Source organism: Pseudoalteromonas sp. PAST1, from assembly GCF_021532515.1.
Taxonomy (GTDB): Bacteria; Pseudomonadota; Gammaproteobacteria; order Enterobacterales; family Alteromonadaceae; genus Pseudoalteromonas; species Pseudoalteromonas simplex.
The window spans coordinates 34,248-49,627 of record NZ_JAKGBH010000016.1; the positions used below are offsets into that span (position 1 = coordinate 34,248).

The 15,380-nt window shown below is 41.5% G+C and carries 12 protein-coding genes; 10 read left to right on the plus strand and 2 right to left on the minus strand.

Going from position 1 to position 15,380, the window contains the following annotated elements:
• Positions 1-9 precede the first annotated feature (9 nt).
• The 10 genes from L1272_RS09795 (at position 10) to L1272_RS09840 (ending at position 11,599) form a co-directional block, all read left to right on the plus strand.
• Positions 10-1,848, plus strand: a complete 1,839-nt coding sequence (locus tag L1272_RS09795; RefSeq protein WP_235373277.1) for a DUF294 nucleotidyltransferase-like domain-containing protein — start codon at positions 10-12, stop codon at positions 1,846-1,848.
• Between the two features lie 8 nt (positions 1,849-1,856).
• Entirely contained in the window at positions 1,857-2,480 is a 624-nt protein-coding gene (locus tag L1272_RS09800) for a 3'-5' exonuclease (RefSeq protein WP_138618564.1), read from the plus strand.
• A complete protein-coding gene (locus tag L1272_RS09805; RefSeq protein ID WP_138618566.1) occupies positions 2,477-2,938 on the plus strand; it encodes a methyltransferase family protein in 462 nt (153 codons plus the stop codon). The genes L1272_RS09800 and L1272_RS09805 overlap by 4 nt, the downstream gene beginning before the upstream one ends.
• A gap of 530 nt (positions 2,939-3,468) precedes the next feature.
• On the plus strand, positions 3,469-4,485 hold the full coding sequence (gene epd, locus L1272_RS09810; RefSeq protein WP_054551164.1) for an erythrose-4-phosphate dehydrogenase: 1,017 nt from the start codon (positions 3,469-3,471) through the stop codon (positions 4,483-4,485).
• Positions 4,486-4,527: 42 nt separating this feature from the next.
• Entirely contained in the window at positions 4,528-5,703 is a 1,176-nt protein-coding gene (locus L1272_RS09815) for a phosphoglycerate kinase (RefSeq protein WP_054551165.1), read from the plus strand.
• 196 nt (positions 5,704-5,899) lie between these two features.
• Entirely contained in the window at positions 5,900-6,964 is a 1,065-nt protein-coding gene (gene fba / locus L1272_RS09820; RefSeq protein ID WP_054551166.1) for a class II fructose-bisphosphate aldolase, read from the plus strand.
• 400 nt (positions 6,965-7,364) lie between these two features.
• On the plus strand, positions 7,365-8,315 hold the full coding sequence (locus L1272_RS09825; RefSeq protein WP_235373278.1) for a porin: 951 nt from the start codon (positions 7,365-7,367) through the stop codon (positions 8,313-8,315).
• A gap of 146 nt (positions 8,316-8,461) precedes the next feature.
• Complete coding sequence (gene phoB / locus L1272_RS09830; RefSeq protein WP_054551169.1) at positions 8,462-9,151, plus strand: phosphate regulon transcriptional regulator PhoB; 690 nt, start codon at positions 8,462-8,464, stop codon at positions 9,149-9,151.
• 56 nt (positions 9,152-9,207) lie between these two features.
• Positions 9,208-10,539: a phosphate regulon sensor histidine kinase PhoR gene (phoR, locus tag L1272_RS09835; RefSeq protein ID WP_138616392.1), complete on the plus strand. Its 1,332-nt coding sequence runs from the start codon at positions 9,208-9,210 to the stop codon at positions 10,537-10,539.
• A 91-nt stretch (positions 10,540-10,630) separates the two neighbouring features.
• Positions 10,631-11,599, plus strand: coding sequence for a PstS family phosphate ABC transporter substrate-binding protein (locus L1272_RS09840; RefSeq protein WP_054551171.1), 969 nt, complete (start codon positions 10,631-10,633; stop codon positions 11,597-11,599).
• 52 nt (positions 11,600-11,651) lie between these two features.
• Here L1272_RS09840 and mdoH read toward each other — a convergent pair whose 3' ends face one another.
• Both mdoH and L1272_RS09850 read right to left on the minus strand, forming a co-directional pair.
• The gene (gene mdoH / locus L1272_RS09845; protein WP_138599593.1) at positions 11,652-13,634 is read right to left on the minus strand and encodes a glucans biosynthesis glucosyltransferase MdoH; all 1,983 of its coding nucleotides are present in this window, start codon (positions 13,632-13,634) and stop codon (positions 11,652-11,654) included.
• Positions 13,606-15,324, minus strand: a complete 1,719-nt coding sequence (locus L1272_RS09850) for a glucan biosynthesis protein (RefSeq protein ID WP_235373280.1) — start codon at positions 15,322-15,324, stop codon at positions 13,606-13,608. Before L1272_RS09850 ends, mdoH begins: the two co-directional genes overlap by 29 nt.
• Between the last annotated feature and the right edge of the window lie 56 nt (positions 15,325-15,380).

Genomic DNA, 15,380 nt, shown 5'->3' on the forward strand with positions numbered 1-15,380 from the left:
AGAATGACCATGAATACCGAGCAACAGGAAGTCGCCCAATTTGTGATGCAGCAAACGCCATTTAATCAGCTTGATGGCGCTGCCAGTGAGTATTTTGTAAACCATCTCGATATTATTTATTTGACCCGTGAGAATCAAAATCAGTGGTTAAGTTCGGATAATCTAAGATTATTTTTAATTCGCTCTGGCGATTATGATTTAGTTGACCCAAAAGGCGATGTGATCACTAAGTTATCAAGTGGCGATTACTTTGGTTTTCCTTCATTGTTAACTGGCGAAGCAATTCAAAATAGCATTTCAGTGCAAAAGGAAGGCATTGTTTACATGCTTAACCAAGCGGCATTTGATTACTTACGCCGTGAGTATAAAGTGTTTGAGCAATACTTTGTTCGTGCCCATAAAAACTGTTTATTGTCGTCTCATTATAAAAGTCAAAACGACAGTTGGTCGGAGAAAAAAATTTGCGAGTTGATGAATCGCAAAGCCGTCACCTTGGCGCCAGATGCAAGTATTCGTCAAGCCGCTAAAAAAATGAAACAACAGGGTGTTTCATCAATTATGTTGACTGAACATGAGCGTCTTGTAGGAGTCGTGACCGACCGAGATTTACGCAACCGCGTATTAGCCGATGAGGTTGACCCACAAGAGTCAGTAAGTAGCATCATGACGTGTAAGCCCAAGTTTATTTTTGAAAATAACCGCGTGTTTTCGGCGCTACACTTAATGCTTAAGCACAATATTCACCATTTACCTGTGCTTGATGAACATCACAAACCGCTTGGTATGCTCACCAGTACGGATTTACTGCGTCAGCAAAAAAGCGACCCAGTACAATTGATTGGACGAATTTACAAAGCGCACAGCGTGGTTGATTTAAAGCGTTATTCGCAAGAGATACCCTGTTTATTAAAAGGTTTTTCAAACAATATTGATGACATCTCCTTGATTGGTAAATTATTAAGTGGCTTAACCGATGCGTTGACTTCGCGGTTAATTCGTTTGTTCCAAGAAGATAATGGCGCGGCACCAACCAGCTTTAGTTTTATTTGTTTTGGTTCACAAGCGCGAGAAGAACAAACACTGCATTCTGACCAAGATAATGGCCTGTTGCTACCTGATGATTTAACAGACGAACAACACGATTACTTTAAGCGCATGGGCGAGTATGTCTGTGAGCATTTAATTGAGTGCGGTATAAAACGTTGCCCTGGCAATATTATGGCGAGCAATGCACAGTGCCGTATGGGCATTAATGCTTGGACAGAAAAGTTTCATAAGTGGATCACCTCACCTACACCAGAGGCGATGCTCAATTGTAAGATATTTTTTGACCTACGTTTTATTGAAGGTTCCACTACCTTATATGCGCGCTTTTGTGAGCAGCTAAAACGCATTTCTAAAAATGACTTATTCTATGCGGCTATGGCCAGCGACATTAAAAATACGCCAGTGCCCATTGGTTTGTTTAATCAATTTAAATTAGAGAAAGACGAAAAGCAGCATAAGTACCTCGACTTAAAAAAACGCGGTGTGGTGATCATTAACGACATAGTACGTTTATATTCCCTCAAAGCGGGTATTCAGCGTGCTAATACGCAAGAGCGTATTGATGCATTAATGAAATTTTCGCTACTCAATAAAGATGATTTATATAACCTAAAAGACTGTTGGCGCTTTTTAACCCAGCTGCGTTTAGGCACACAAATTAACGAAGAGGGATTGCCAAGCAACTGTATTAACCCAAATGCGTTGAATTCATTGGAGCGACATCAATTAAAAGAAGCATTTTATTTGGTTAAACAGGCACAGCAAGCTGCCGCATTTAAATTTGCTCGCGGTAGTTTATAGGAGAGGGTATGGTTAAACGCTGGTTAAGTCGGTATTTAGCGCGCAAGCAACTCTTGGCAGCCGATGCCTATAAAGAACGCTACGTAGTGATAGACATGGAATTAACGGGCCTAGATCCTCGCCAGCACGAAATTGTCTCGGTGGCGTGGGTGATGATAGAAGAACAATGCATTAAACTCAGCGGTGCGCAGCACTTAATAAATAAAGACGTGCAAAGCTTAGAGCAAAGCCCGATTTATCACGGTATTGCAAAACAAGACATAGATACAGGTGAAAGCCTCGAAAGCATTCTTGGCAAGCTGCATCAGCATTTTGGTGAGTGCATTTTAGTGTTTCATAACGCGGCACTTGATTGGGGGTTTTTAAAACAGGCCTGCAGAACACTTGGTTTAGATGCAAAAGCGCGTTTAATTCTTGATACCTTCGTTATTGAAAAAAAACGCTTGCACCAGCAAGGCCACGAAATTGGCCACGATGATTTAACACTTAGCGAATGCCGTAAGCGCTACAACTTACCGCATTACAGCTCGCACCATGCCCTGACTGATGCCATGGCAACGGCCGAGTTATTCTTAGCCCAGTGTCATCAAATTAGTCGTGGTAAGGCATTGAAAGTAGGGGAGCTTGTGTGAATCAGTTAGAATTAAAAGTGCCCCCAGTTGTGCTACTGCTGATCATTGCGTTGATGATGTGGGGCATAGCAGAGTTGTTTACGAGTTTTAGCTTCTCGTTTTTTGCATCATCTTTTGTAGCAATACTCATAGCATTTTCAGGTGTGATGTTTGCTTTATTAGGGGTTTATCAATTTCGTAAGCAAGGCACGACTGTTGACCCTCGAATTCCAGAAAAGTCAGCGAGTCTTGTTACAAGTGGTGTTTATCAATTTAGCCGTAACCCAATGTATGTTGGTATGTTACTAATGCTAGTCGGTTGGGGAATTTATCTTGGTAATATTGCGAGTTTTATAATGCTGCCGATATTTATTCTCTATATGAATCGATTTCAAATTATGCCAGAAGAAACGTTTATGGCTGAGAAGTTTGGGTCAGCATACCAGCAATACCAAAAATCTGTTCGTCGCTGGCTATAAAGGAAAAAAGTAAGATTGAGGTTGCTAACGCAGTTTTATTTACCTTGCCCTCTTATAAAAATGTCTAAGGTCGATTACCAAAATTGAGCCATCTAGGGTTGTTAAAGTAGCTTTATTTACCTTGCCCTCTTATAAAAATGTCTAAGGTCGATTACCAAAACTGCGCCATCTAAAATATGCTAAGCAATTTTTATTTTTGCTGACCTCTTATAAAAACTCTTCAGGTCGATTACCAAAATTGAGCCTTCTAAAACATACTAAGCAACTTTTATTTCACATGACCTCTTATAAAAACTCTTCAGGTCGATTACCAAAATTGAGCCATCTAAAACATGCTAAGCAACTTTTATTTCACCTGACCTCTTATAATAATGTGTAAGGTCGATTACCAAAACTGCGCCATCTAAAACATACTAAGCAACTTTTATTTCACCTGACCTCTTATAAAAACTCTTCAGGTCGATTACAATACCGCCATCTAAAAGGCAGCTGCCTTTATCTGCAAGCAAATAGAGTGGATTTTCTTCTTCATGGCAATCAAACTTGCAATTAATGGTTTTGGTCGAATTGGGCGCAACATCGTCCGTGCTCTGTATGAGTCTGGGCTTGAAGATCAAATCAAAATTGTCGCTATTAACGAATTAGCCGACCCTAAGGGCATTGCCCATCTCCTTAAATACGATACATCTCATGGCCGCTTTTCATTTCCAGTTAATCTTGGCGAAGATACTTTAACGGTTGCTAACGACTCTATAGCCTTATTTGCAGAAGAAAACCCTGCAGAACTGCCATGGCAAACGCTTGATGTTGATGTGGTTCTTGAATGTACTGGGGTGTATCACTCTCGTGAACATGCAGAACTACACTTAGCTGCTGGTGCAAAAAAAGTATTGTTTTCGCAGCCTGCAGATGCTGATGTCGATGCCACAATTGTGTATGGTATTAACGATGATGAGCTAAAAGCTGAACATACGATTGTTTCAAACGGTTCATGTACCACAAACTGTATTGTGCCAGTGATTAAAGTGCTGGATGACGCATTTTCGATTGAATCTGGGGCTATTACAACGATTCATGCCTCGATGCATGATCAGCAAGTGATTGATGCGTATCATCATGATTTACGCCGCACTCGTGCTGCAAGCCAATCTATTATTCCGGTAGATACAAAGCTTGCTCGTGGTATTGAGCGTATTTTGCCTAAGTTTCATAGTCGCTTTGAAGCCATTGCTGTTAGGGTACCCACTATCAACGTGACGGCGATGGATTTAAGTGTAACAGTGAATACCGATGTGAATTTAGCGACTGTCAATCAAGCACTTAAGTTAGCTGCAAAAGACCGCCTTGACGGTATTTTAAGTTACACTGAAGAGCCATTGGTATCGGTAGATTTTAATCATGACCCACATTCTTGTATCATAGATGGCACTCAGACACGTGTTAGTCATAAACGACTGATAAAGTTGTTAGTGTGGTGCGATAATGAGTGGGGCTTTGCGAATCGTATGCTCGACACTGCGCGTGCGATGATGGCTGTAAGCCAATAATTTATAAATATAATATTAGTATCGTTAACTAAGGAGAAGTCCATGTCGGTCATTAAAATGGCAGATTTAGATTTAAACGGCAAACGCGTGTTAATTCGTGAAGATTTAAATGTGCCTGTAAAAGAAGGTAAAGTGACCTCTGATGCGCGTATTCGTGCAGCATTACCAACTATCAAATTAGCGTTAGAAAAAGGCGCTAAAGTAATGGTGATGTCACACCTTGGCCGCCCTACGGAAGGGGAATATGATGAAGCGTTTTCACTTGCCCCTGTGGTTAATTATTTAAATGATGCCCTTGAGCAAACAGTTCGTCTTGAAAAAGACTACCTAGAAGGCGTAGACGTTGCTGATAACGAAGTGGTTGTTTTCGAAAACGTGCGTTTTAACGCTGGCGAAAAGAAAAACGACGAAGCATTGTCTAAAAAACTAGCTGCATTATGTGATGTTTACGTAATGGACGCATTTGGTACGGCTCACCGTGCACAAGCATCGACTCACGGTGTGGGTTTATTTGCTGATGTTGCATGTGCAGGTCCACTACTTGCGGCAGAGTTAGACGCACTAGGTAAAGCGCTTGATAACCCAGCTCGTCCTTTAGTTGCTATCGTTGGTGGCTCTAAAGTATCGACTAAGTTAACTGTACTTGATTCACTTTCTAAAGTGGTTGACCAACTTGTAACAGGTGGTGGTATCGCTAATACCTTCATCGCAGCAGCAGGTCACCCAGTAGGTAAGTCTTTATTTGAAGCTGATTTAATTGATGAAGCAAATAAATTAAGTGCGGCAGCAAAAGCTAATAACGGTGAAATCCCGGTACCAACTGATGTTGTTGTAGGTAATGAGTTCTCAGAATCTGCAGTGGCAACACTAAAAGATGTGAATGAAGTAACAGACGAAGACATGATCTTCGATATTGGTCCTGATACAGCAAACCAATTAGCAAAAATCATTGCTAATGCAGGCACCGTTGTATGGAATGGTCCAGTAGGTGTATTTGAATTTGACCAATTTGGCAACGGCACACGTGCTATTGCTGATGCGATTGCTAACTCAAGTGCATTCTCGATTGCTGGTGGCGGTGATACGCTTGCAGCGATTGATAAATACGGCATTGCCGATAAAGTTTCTTACATTTCAACCGGTGGTGGTGCTTTCCTTGAATTTTTAGAAGGGAAAAAATTACCAGCAGTTGCTATGCTTGAAGAACGTGCTAAGTAATTAGTGCGTATGCCAGCGTAGTTATTAGGTAATTACGCTGGTTTAGCTGTTAATAAAATACCTCTCACCCTCGTTTTATTTACAGCTGTTACGGTAGGCGCGAGCTTTTCGTGATGCAGTGATGCATCAAAAAATAACTTATCCGTTCAAACTAGATAGTAGGAAACTACTGTCGATACAATTTGGAGAATACCAAATGGCTTTAATCAGTATGCGACAACTTCTTGATCATGCAGCTGAAAATGGTTACGGCGTACCTGCTTTTAACGTTAATAACCAAGAGCAAATGCGCGCAATTATGGAAGCGGCTGACAAAACAAACAGCCCGGTAATTGTACAAGGTTCAGCAGGCGCGCGTGCCTATGCTGGTGCCCCTTTTATTCGTCATATGATTTTAGCTGCCGTTGAAGAATGGCCACATATTCCAGTCGTAATGCACCAAGACCACGGTACTTCACCAGGTGTATGTCAGCGTTCAATCCAGTTAGGCTTTTCATCAGTTATGATGGATGGCTCATTAATGTCTGATGGTAAAACTCCTTCAAGTTATGAATACAATGTTGATGTTACTCGTCAAACTGTTGAAATGGCACATGCTTGTGGTGTGTCTGTAGAAGGCGAGTTAGGTGTTTTAGGTTCACTTGAAACAGGTGAAGCAGGTGAAGAGGACGGCGTGGGTGCAGAAGGTAAATTATCTACTGATCAAATGCTAACAGATCCTGAAGAAGCCGCTGATTTCGTTCGTAAAACTCAAGTTGATGCACTTGCTATTGCTTGTGGTACATCACATGGTGCGTACAAATTCACGCGTCCACCAACAGACGATATCTTAGCGATTGATCGCATCAAAGAGATCCACGCGCGTATTCCTAACACGCACTTGGTAATGCATGGTTCGTCTTCAGTGCCACAAGAGTGGTTAGAAGTGATCAACCAATACGGTGGTGAAATCCCTGAAACCTATGGTGTGCCAGTAGAGCAAATCATCGAAGGTATTAAATACGGTGTTCGTAAAGTAAATATCGATACCGATCTTCGTTTAGCATCTACAGGTGCAATTCGTCGCCACTTAGCTTTAAACCCAGCTAACTTCGATCCACGTAAATACTTAGCTGAAGCAACGAAAGCAATGACTGAGATCTGTGTTGCTCGCTACGAAGCGTTTGGTACGGCAGGCCAAGCTGGTAAGATCAAGCCTATCTCTTTAGATGATATGCACCTTAAATACTTATCGGGTGAACTTGATCCACAAATCAAGTAATTGATAATAAGTTGAAAAAGCCGGCTTGCATGCCGGTTTTTTATTGCCTTGATCAAGACGGATCAGCGATTTACTTACTCGTGTTTTTCAGGATCAGTGTTTTACTAACCTTCGCTTTCACGGATCATTATTTTACTAGTTTCGCACTGATCATATGCTTTTCTTTGCTCAGCTTTTAAACTAAATACTGATCCCCTTAACATTAAATCAACAAGTTATCTTATTCTCTAAGTAAAATACTGATCTCAGGCTGATCAACTTAGTAAAAACCTGATCCTGATCTGATTTGGTTAGTAGATCAGTGATCCGTGATTTTTGTGTGAAATATAGCCACCTTGCCTTGACCAAAAGCCCTTTATGTTCGATTTTTAAGTTACTGCTTAAATTAAGGATCGCTACCATGAACAAACCTGCCATGATGTTGTCGAGCTTTGCAATGTGCTTTATTTCTTTTCATAGTGTTGCCGAAGCTGTAGATGTGTATGGTCGGGCCCATTTAGGGGTTGCTAATAGCGACACTGGCGATGGCAGCGAAACGTCTATTGAGAGCTACAGTTCACGTATGGGTATTAAAGGCAGTGGTGAAATAAGTGATGGATTAAAAGCTGTATATAAGTTTGAATTTGCAGTAAATGCGGCTGATCAAGATAGCGATGGTAAAACAGAAGAGAATATTACCGCTCGAAACCAATATGTTGGTCTTCAAGGCAGTTTTGGGCAGGTAGTACTTGGTCGACATGATACAGCGTTAAAAGTATCGCAGGGTAAAATTGATTTAATGAACGACTTTAATGGTGATGTTAAAGCCTTATTTAATGGCGAAAATCGCCTTGGCGATGTGGTTCATTATAGCTCGCCAATTGTCGGCAATATGCAATTTGTGGTCACCTATATTGCTGAAGATAATTCTAAACAAGATGAAGAAACCGGCGTTTCTACGGCCTTTATGTATGGTGATAGTAAATTTAAAAGAGCGCCTTACTTTGTCAGTGTTGCCCACGACAGTAAAGTAGCCGGTTATGATACAACACGGTTTACGGCGCAAGGTAAATTAGGTGATTTAACCTTAGGTGGTATGTATCAACAAAGCGAAAAAATAGCTGGTTCTGATAAAGAAGATGGCTTTTTGGTAAGTGCATCCTACAAAATAGATAAATATAAGTTATTGGCGCAATACCAAGATACTGATGGTAACTTCGGTAAGTTAAAAGATTCGGGGAGTGGTACCTCTGTTGGCGTTGAACGAAGCCTGTCAAAACAAGCACGTATGTACATGTGGTATACGCAGTTTTCACTAGATAATAATGCTGATGAAGATCACTTGGCAGTCACTTTAAGGTATGACTTTTAATCCGAAATTTACTATTAAAGCGTAAAAAATGGCTATTTTTGCATTGATTTTTTTGCGCTTTTTGAATTACTCGTTAGACTTTCATAAAAATGTCATACTTAGTCATAATAATGAAACCAGTTCGCTAACGAAAGAGATAAATTGGAATGTCACGTAAAGTACTAGTCGTCGATGACGAAGCGCCTATCAGAGAGATGCTGGTTTTTGTTCTAGAGCAAAATGGTTTTCAAGCAATTGAAGCAGAAGATTATGACTCTGCAATTGAAGCTATGGTAGAACCATACCCAGATATGGTTTTATTAGATTGGATGTTACCAGGTGGTAGCGGTATTCAAATTGCGAAAAAATTTAAGCAAAACGAATACACTCGTCAAATTCCTATCATCATGCTAACAGCTCGCGGTGAAGAAGAAGACAAAGTACGCGGTCTTGAAGTAGGTGCTGATGATTACGTAACAAAACCATTTTCTCCTAAAGAATTAATGGCGCGCATTAAAGCGGTTATTCGCCGTGTTTCACCAACCTCATTAGAAGAAGCCATTGAAGTTCATGGTTTACGCCTTGATCCAATCTCACACCGTGTAACATCAGAAGGGAGTGAATTAGATATGGGTCCTACTGAATTTAGATTACTCCATTTCTTCATGACGCATCCAGAACGTGTTTACAGCCGTGAACAATTACTTGATCATGTATGGGGAACAAATGTATATGTAGAAGACCGTACAGTTGATGTACATATTCGTCGTCTACGTAAAGCGATTGCACCATTAGGGCATGACCGTTTAGTACAAACCGTTCGCGGTGCAGGCTATCGTTTTTCAAGTAAATTATAAGTGTCATAGCAATGACCTTAACAAGCTAATTTACATACTTAAGGTAAAGTGAGTGTATGTATCGAGTAGTGAATAAACAGGCGTTAGCAAAACGCCTGTTTATGTATTTCTTACCTTTGTTATTAGTTGGCGTACTTGTAGGTGCGCCTTTTTTGCTTTTATTTTTAGGCTCTTTTGCACTGCTAATTTGGCATTATCATCAATTATATCGCCTCAGCGATTGGCTTCTTAATCAACGTAGTTTCAACCCACCCGAAGGGGAGGGAGCGTGGGAGCAAGTCTTTGAAGGGATCTATCACTTACAACATCGAAACCGTAAAAAACGTAATGAACTTGCAGACTTAATACGCCGCTTTCGTGATGGCGCCGAGGCTGTGCCTGATGCGGTAGTGGTTTTACAAAAAGATCTCAGCATCATTTGGTGTAACCAATTGGCTTTAAAGGTTTTAGGGTTACAGTGGCCTACCGATCATGGGCAACGCTTAGATAATCTTATTCGCGATCCTAAGTTTGCAAAGTACATGCATAAAGCCTGTTTCGATGAACCGCTCGAGCTTGATGGTGGCCACAGCTACGATCAAACCTTAGAGTTTCGTGTTATGCCCTATGCAAGTTCACAGTTGATGATGGTGGTGCGTGATGTTACTCGCTTAAAGCAACTTGAGCAGATGCGTAAAGATTTTGTGGCCAATGTTTCTCATGAGCTGAGAACACCACTTACAGTGGTAACCGGTTACTTAGAAATGCTTGATTCAGATAGCTTACCACCTCCTGCTATGTGGCAAAAAGCGCAAACTACCATGCTTGAACAATGTAAGCGCATGGACAGTCTGGTTAATCAATTATTATCGTTGTCGCGTATTGAGGGAGCACGTCGTCAAGATAACGATAAGCCTGTCAATGTGCCGCAGCTACTTACCTATATTCAAACCGAAGCACAGTCATTAAACCAAGATAAAGGCCATGAGCTTATTTTTAATGTTGATGCGAGTTTAGACATTAAAGGGGCTGAAGACGAATTACGAAGTGCCTTTTCTAACCTTGTTTTTAATGCCATTCATTACACCAAGCCCGGTGGCAAGATTGTGGTTGATTGGCAGCTTAAAAATAACCAAGCCGCGTTTAGTGTGACCGATAATGGTGATGGTATTGCTGCTGAACATATTAACCGTTTAACGGAACGTTTTTATCGTGTTGATAAAGCGCGTAGCCGCACTACAGGTGGGTCAGGATTAGGTTTAGCGATTACAAAACATGTACTTACAAGGCATGACAGTCGTTTAGATATCAGCAGTAAATTAGGCCAAGGCTCGACCTTTGCGTTTGCATTTGGTAGCGAAAAAGTCGTGCGTTTAACAGATAATATTAAAAAAACTGCAAAGTCATAAAAATGTCATTTAAGGGTAATCTAACTGTCATCTAGTGTCATTAGAGTAGACCGCAGTTAGGAAATGGGACGAACAAATCGGAGTAACCCCTATGAAATTCAAAAATCTCGTTGCCGCAATGGGTGTGGCTGTAACAACATTTGTATCAGCACAAGCAGCTGCAGTTGATAAAGATATGCCTGAGTACACTAAAGTAAGTGGTATCTCTGGTAACTTCTCATCTGTAGGTTCTGACACGCTTGCAAACATGATGACGTTCTGGGCAGAAGAGTACAAGCGCTTCTATCCAAACGTAAACATTCAAATCCAAGCAGCGGGTTCTTCAACTGCTCCTCCAGCATTAACTGAAGGGACAGCAAACTTCGGCCCAATGAGCCGTCGTATGAAGTCAAAAGAAATTGAAGCATTCGAAAAGCGTTACGGCTACAAGCCAACTGAAGTACGCGTTGCAATCGATGCTCTTGCTGTATTCGTACACAAAGATAACCCAATCAAAGGTTTACGTATTGACCAAGTTGATGCGATTTTCTCTTCAACACGTAAATGTGGTGCTGATGCACAGGTTAATCGTTGGAGCGAAGTAGGTCTTGAGGGCGATTGGGCAGCAAAAGATATCCAGCTTTACGGTCGTAACTCAGTATCGGGTACTTACGGTTACTTCAAGAAGAAAGCACTTTGTAAAGGTGACTTCCGTAACAACGTAAACGAACAACCTGGTTCTGCATCTGTAGTACAGTCAATCTCTTCTTCAGTGAACGCGATTGGTTACTCAGGTATCGGTTATAAAACATCAGGTGTACGTACGGTTCCACTTTCTAAGAAAGGCGACAACTTTGTTGATGCAACATTAGAAAACGTAGCAACAGGTAAATACCCACTATCTCGTTTCTTATACGTTTACGTGAACAAGCACCCTAACAAGCCGCTTTCACCAATCGATGCAGAGTTCTTAAAAATGGTTCTTTCTGTAGACGGTCAAAAAATTGTTGAGAAAGATGGTTATGTGCCACTTTCAGGTAAAATGGCAATGGCTGAACTTAAAAAGCTAGGCCTTCTGTAACAACCATACAGACATAGACGAAAAAACCGCTCAGTGAGCGGTTTTTTTTCGTTTAGCTTTTAGCAAATAATTTTGCCTTAATGCGTTGCTGAGCAAGACGTACTTGCTTACGCTTTTTACCCGAGGGAGCCTTAAAGCTTTGAATTGGCATTACCGTTGGGTATTCATTAGGTAGTGCAGGTACACTAAAGTCAGCGTGCTCATCCTTAGGTAAACCAATTTCTTGTTGATGTACACGAAGTGCCGCTAAGGTATCATCGTTTTCAACTTCACTTGGACATAAGAATAAGCCCATTTTACGCATTTTCACACCTAAGCCGATGCTGCTTGAGTAACGTACAATTGGCGCTGCTAAAATAAGGCCCACTAAAATAGGTGATAACCACCAAAAGAAGGTCGGTGTGTAATAGTAAGCAACCGAGCCCCAAATAATCGCGGTAATAGTCGAAAATAACGTATAACCAATCGCTTCCTTCCACGGTACCATTCTACCTTCACGAGGCTGTGCATCCCAGCTCACTTTTTTACCTAAAAATACGCACACGACAAAATAGCTATGAAACACCATCATTAGCGGCGCAATTACAATGGCAAAAACCGTTTCGATGAGTGAACCTGCAATTAGCTTCATCGTGCCACCAAAGGCTTTATTACGGTGTACTAAAGTCACAATAATACCCATTAATTTGGGTAGTAACAGTAATACGGCAGTAATGAATAACAACGAATCAATTAGATCCGTTTTGGCAATTTGCCAGGTTGGGAAAAGCTGATAAGCATGGTTAAAGTATACGTCGCTATTAAGAGCACGAGTCACTGCATCTAAGGTACTTAATGCCAGCATAGATAACCAAATTAACGATGAAATATACGCTGTGGCACCAAATAAAAAGTGCATTTTACTCATTAGCTTAAGGCCAGATTTAGGCAATAAACCTAAATGTTGGATATTTCCTTGCACCCATCGTCTATCTCGAATTGCGTAATCGAGAATGTTACTTGGCACTTCTTCGTAGCTACCTTCAACATCACTCAGCAGTAACACATCCCAGCCACTACGGTGTAGCAGTGAGGCTTCAACAAAGTCATGACTTAAGATTTCACCGCCAAATGGGGCATTGCCTTTTAAAACTGGCAGGCCGCAGCATTTTGTAAATGCTTCAACGCGAATAATTGCATTGTGACCCCAGTAGTTTGCTTGGTTTGTTTGCCAAAAAGCAGAACCAGTTGCCAACATTGGGCTATATAAAATCGATGCAAACTGTAAAAAGCGACCAAAAAACGTGTCTTGGCGAACCGGAATAGGGATCGTCTGGATCAAACCTGATTTTGGATTGCTGATCATGCTAGAAGTCAGTTCAAGCATACATTGACCCGTCATAATGCTATCGGCATCAAGCACAATCATATGATCGTATTGGCTGCCCCAACGTTCACAAAAGTCAGTTAAGTTACCTACTTTACGGTGTTTGTTGTCTTCACGGCGACGATAAAAAGTATGCGCAGCTAAATCACCTAAACGCTTAGTGAGAGCATTCCATGCTTTTAGTTCATTACGTGCGATTTCAGGGTCTTGCGTATCACTAAGTAAGTAAAAATCGTAATGTGGCATTTGTCCTGTTTTGGCCAGCGAGCGAAGGCTAACCTCAAAACCGGCAATTACACGCTCTGTATCTTCGTTGTAGATAGGCATAACAATGGCTGTTTTCGTTTGGCTCAAGGCATGCTGATTAATCTCGATTGGCTTTTGACGTTTTAAGGTCAACGGGTCAATACGAAATAATTGCAAGATAAAGCCCATACAGCCACTACAAAAGGCTGTAACAATCCACGCGAAGGTGACTGTAAATAATGCCAGTAAAGCGTACTCAAGCGGTGTCATGCCGTTAGAATTTAAAATATCGAACATGATCCACACGCCATAGGCGGTAATGCTGAGCGCTAGGCTCGAAAAAAGCCAAGCGCGGGTTTTCTTAAATGGCATTGCTGTTGCTTCTAACGCTTTACTATTGGACGTCGTTTGGATACCAGACATAGCTCCATACCTCGCTGATTTCTTTATCACGTAGTTTTAACGATAAGCGCATATCAACTGGCTTATCTCCCTCTGGCGCCACTTTAAAGGCTACGCGCCATCCTTGATTGTTTGGTAACTGCTGTACCGTTTTATCGCTTATTTGCCCAGCAGAGAGTGTAAGATCCGCTTGCATGGCAAAATTAGCTGATAGTTGATTAATGGTTTCGCCACTAAAATCAACGGTAAATTGGCGGTGGCTTTTTGGTGGTGGATTGTCTTCACCAGGTAATGCTGCACTACCAATTCGAGTTCTTAACACACTCGCTTTATCTTGAGTTGCAAGCGTGGCATTGAAAGTCGAAAGCTTGTAACTAAAGCTTAAGCTGTCACCGGCTTTCATTGGCTGCTCTGGCACCCAGTAGCTAACAATATTGTCGTTGGTTTCTGTATCTGTTGGGATCTCTACTAACTCAACGCGCCCTTTACCCCAATTACCTTCTGGCTCAATCCACATACTCGGACGGTTGTGATAATGTGCTTCGGTATCAAGGTAGTTATTAAAGTCACGGTCTCGCTGTGCAAGACCAAAGCCTTTCGGGTTCTCGTAGCTAAACGAAGTGACACTTAGCTTCTTCGGGTTATTGAGTGCGCGCCAAACCCATTGACCTTGTTCTGATTGCATTAGAAGACCGTCAGAGTCATGTACTTCAGGGCGGTAATCGTCGAAGAACTTAGTACTGTTTTCACCGTGGTAGAACATACTTGTTAGCGGGGCAATACCAAGCTTTTTGATGTCTTTGCGGGCAAAAATTTGCATCTCGGTTTTTACTTCAGTGTTAGTAGAGGGAGTTAATTCAAAGCGATAGGCGCCCGACACAGATGGGCTATCTAATAATGCGTAGAGCACGATAGTGGTATCTTCGGGTGCTGGTTTTACTAACCAGAACTCTTTGAATACAGGGAATTCTTCACCTGAACTAAGAGCTGTATCCACCGCAAGTCCACGGGCTGACAGACCATATACTTGGTGCGGACCAACTAAACGAAAATATGAAGCACCTTGGAACACAGCCACTTCATCTTTGTACTGGTTGTTGTTCAGTGGAAAATGCAAACGAAAACCTGCATGGCCAAGTTGTGTATTGGCAATCGCAGTACTGATCTCTTGCTCTAACGGGGCAGCAGTTGCATCATAACGATAGTAATCTGTTTTAAAAGGTAAACTTTTTACTTCAGCGTTTTGTTCAAGAGTATTAATTGCAACCGGTGAACGATATAAAAAGCCTGGGTGGAACAACTGCACTTCATAAAGGCTTTGATCTTTCCAAATTGCTTGCTCAGTACGAAAACGGATTGCACGGTAGTCTTGGTAATTGATGCTTGTGAGCGCCTCAAGTTCAAGATCTTTCGGGGCTACATAAGGCTCTGAAGCGAGTTTTTTCGCACGCGCAGTGATAACATCAAATAGCTTTTCTTGCGGAATAGTGATCATCTCAGGCTTAAGCTCAACAGCAGCCTTTTCCTTTGAGGCCAGTTTTTCATTTTCGGCTGCTTGAACTTTAACGGCTGTTTGTTCTGTTTTAGTTACGTTTGATTGCTCTTGTTCTTCAATTGCGTATGTATGACCTGCGCTCATGGCTAATAATACGCCCAATAAGGTCTTCTTTTTAGCAGCACTGAAGAGCTTGGTTCGAGTTTCTGGTCTCATTCAATTTTCCTTTAGCCGTAAATCACGTTAATTCATTCATATCCCTTAGCAATTAC

Excerpts from the sequence above, each read along its gene's own strand:
- L1272_RS09795 (WP_235373277.1), top strand. The coding sequence starts at position 10 with ATGAATACCGAGCAACAGGAAGTCGCCCAATTTGTGATGCAGCAAACG.
- L1272_RS09800 (WP_138618564.1), top strand. The coding sequence starts at position 1,857 with ATGGTTAAACGCTGGTTAAGTCGGTATTTAGCGCGCAAGCAACTCTTG.
- epd (WP_054551164.1), top strand. The coding sequence starts at position 3,469 with ATGGCAATCAAACTTGCAATTAATGGTTTTGGTCGAATTGGGCGCAAC.
- L1272_RS09815 (WP_054551165.1), top strand. The coding sequence starts at position 4,528 with ATGTCGGTCATTAAAATGGCAGATTTAGATTTAAACGGCAAACGCGTG.
- fba (WP_054551166.1), top strand. The coding sequence starts at position 5,900 with ATGGCTTTAATCAGTATGCGACAACTTCTTGATCATGCAGCTGAAAAT.
- L1272_RS09825 (WP_235373278.1), top strand. The coding sequence starts at position 7,365 with ATGAACAAACCTGCCATGATGTTGTCGAGCTTTGCAATGTGCTTTATT.
- phoB (WP_054551169.1), top strand. The coding sequence starts at position 8,462 with ATGTCACGTAAAGTACTAGTCGTCGATGACGAAGCGCCTATCAGAGAG.
- phoR (WP_138616392.1), top strand. The coding sequence starts at position 9,208 with ATGTATCGAGTAGTGAATAAACAGGCGTTAGCAAAACGCCTGTTTATG.
- L1272_RS09840 (WP_054551171.1), top strand. The coding sequence starts at position 10,631 with ATGAAATTCAAAAATCTCGTTGCCGCAATGGGTGTGGCTGTAACAACA.
- mdoH (WP_138599593.1), bottom strand. The coding sequence starts at position 13,634 with ATGTCTGGTATCCAAACGACGTCCAATAGTAAAGCGTTAGAAGCAACA.
- L1272_RS09850 (WP_235373280.1), bottom strand. The coding sequence starts at position 15,324 with ATGAGACCAGAAACTCGAACCAAGCTCTTCAGTGCTGCTAAAAAGAAG.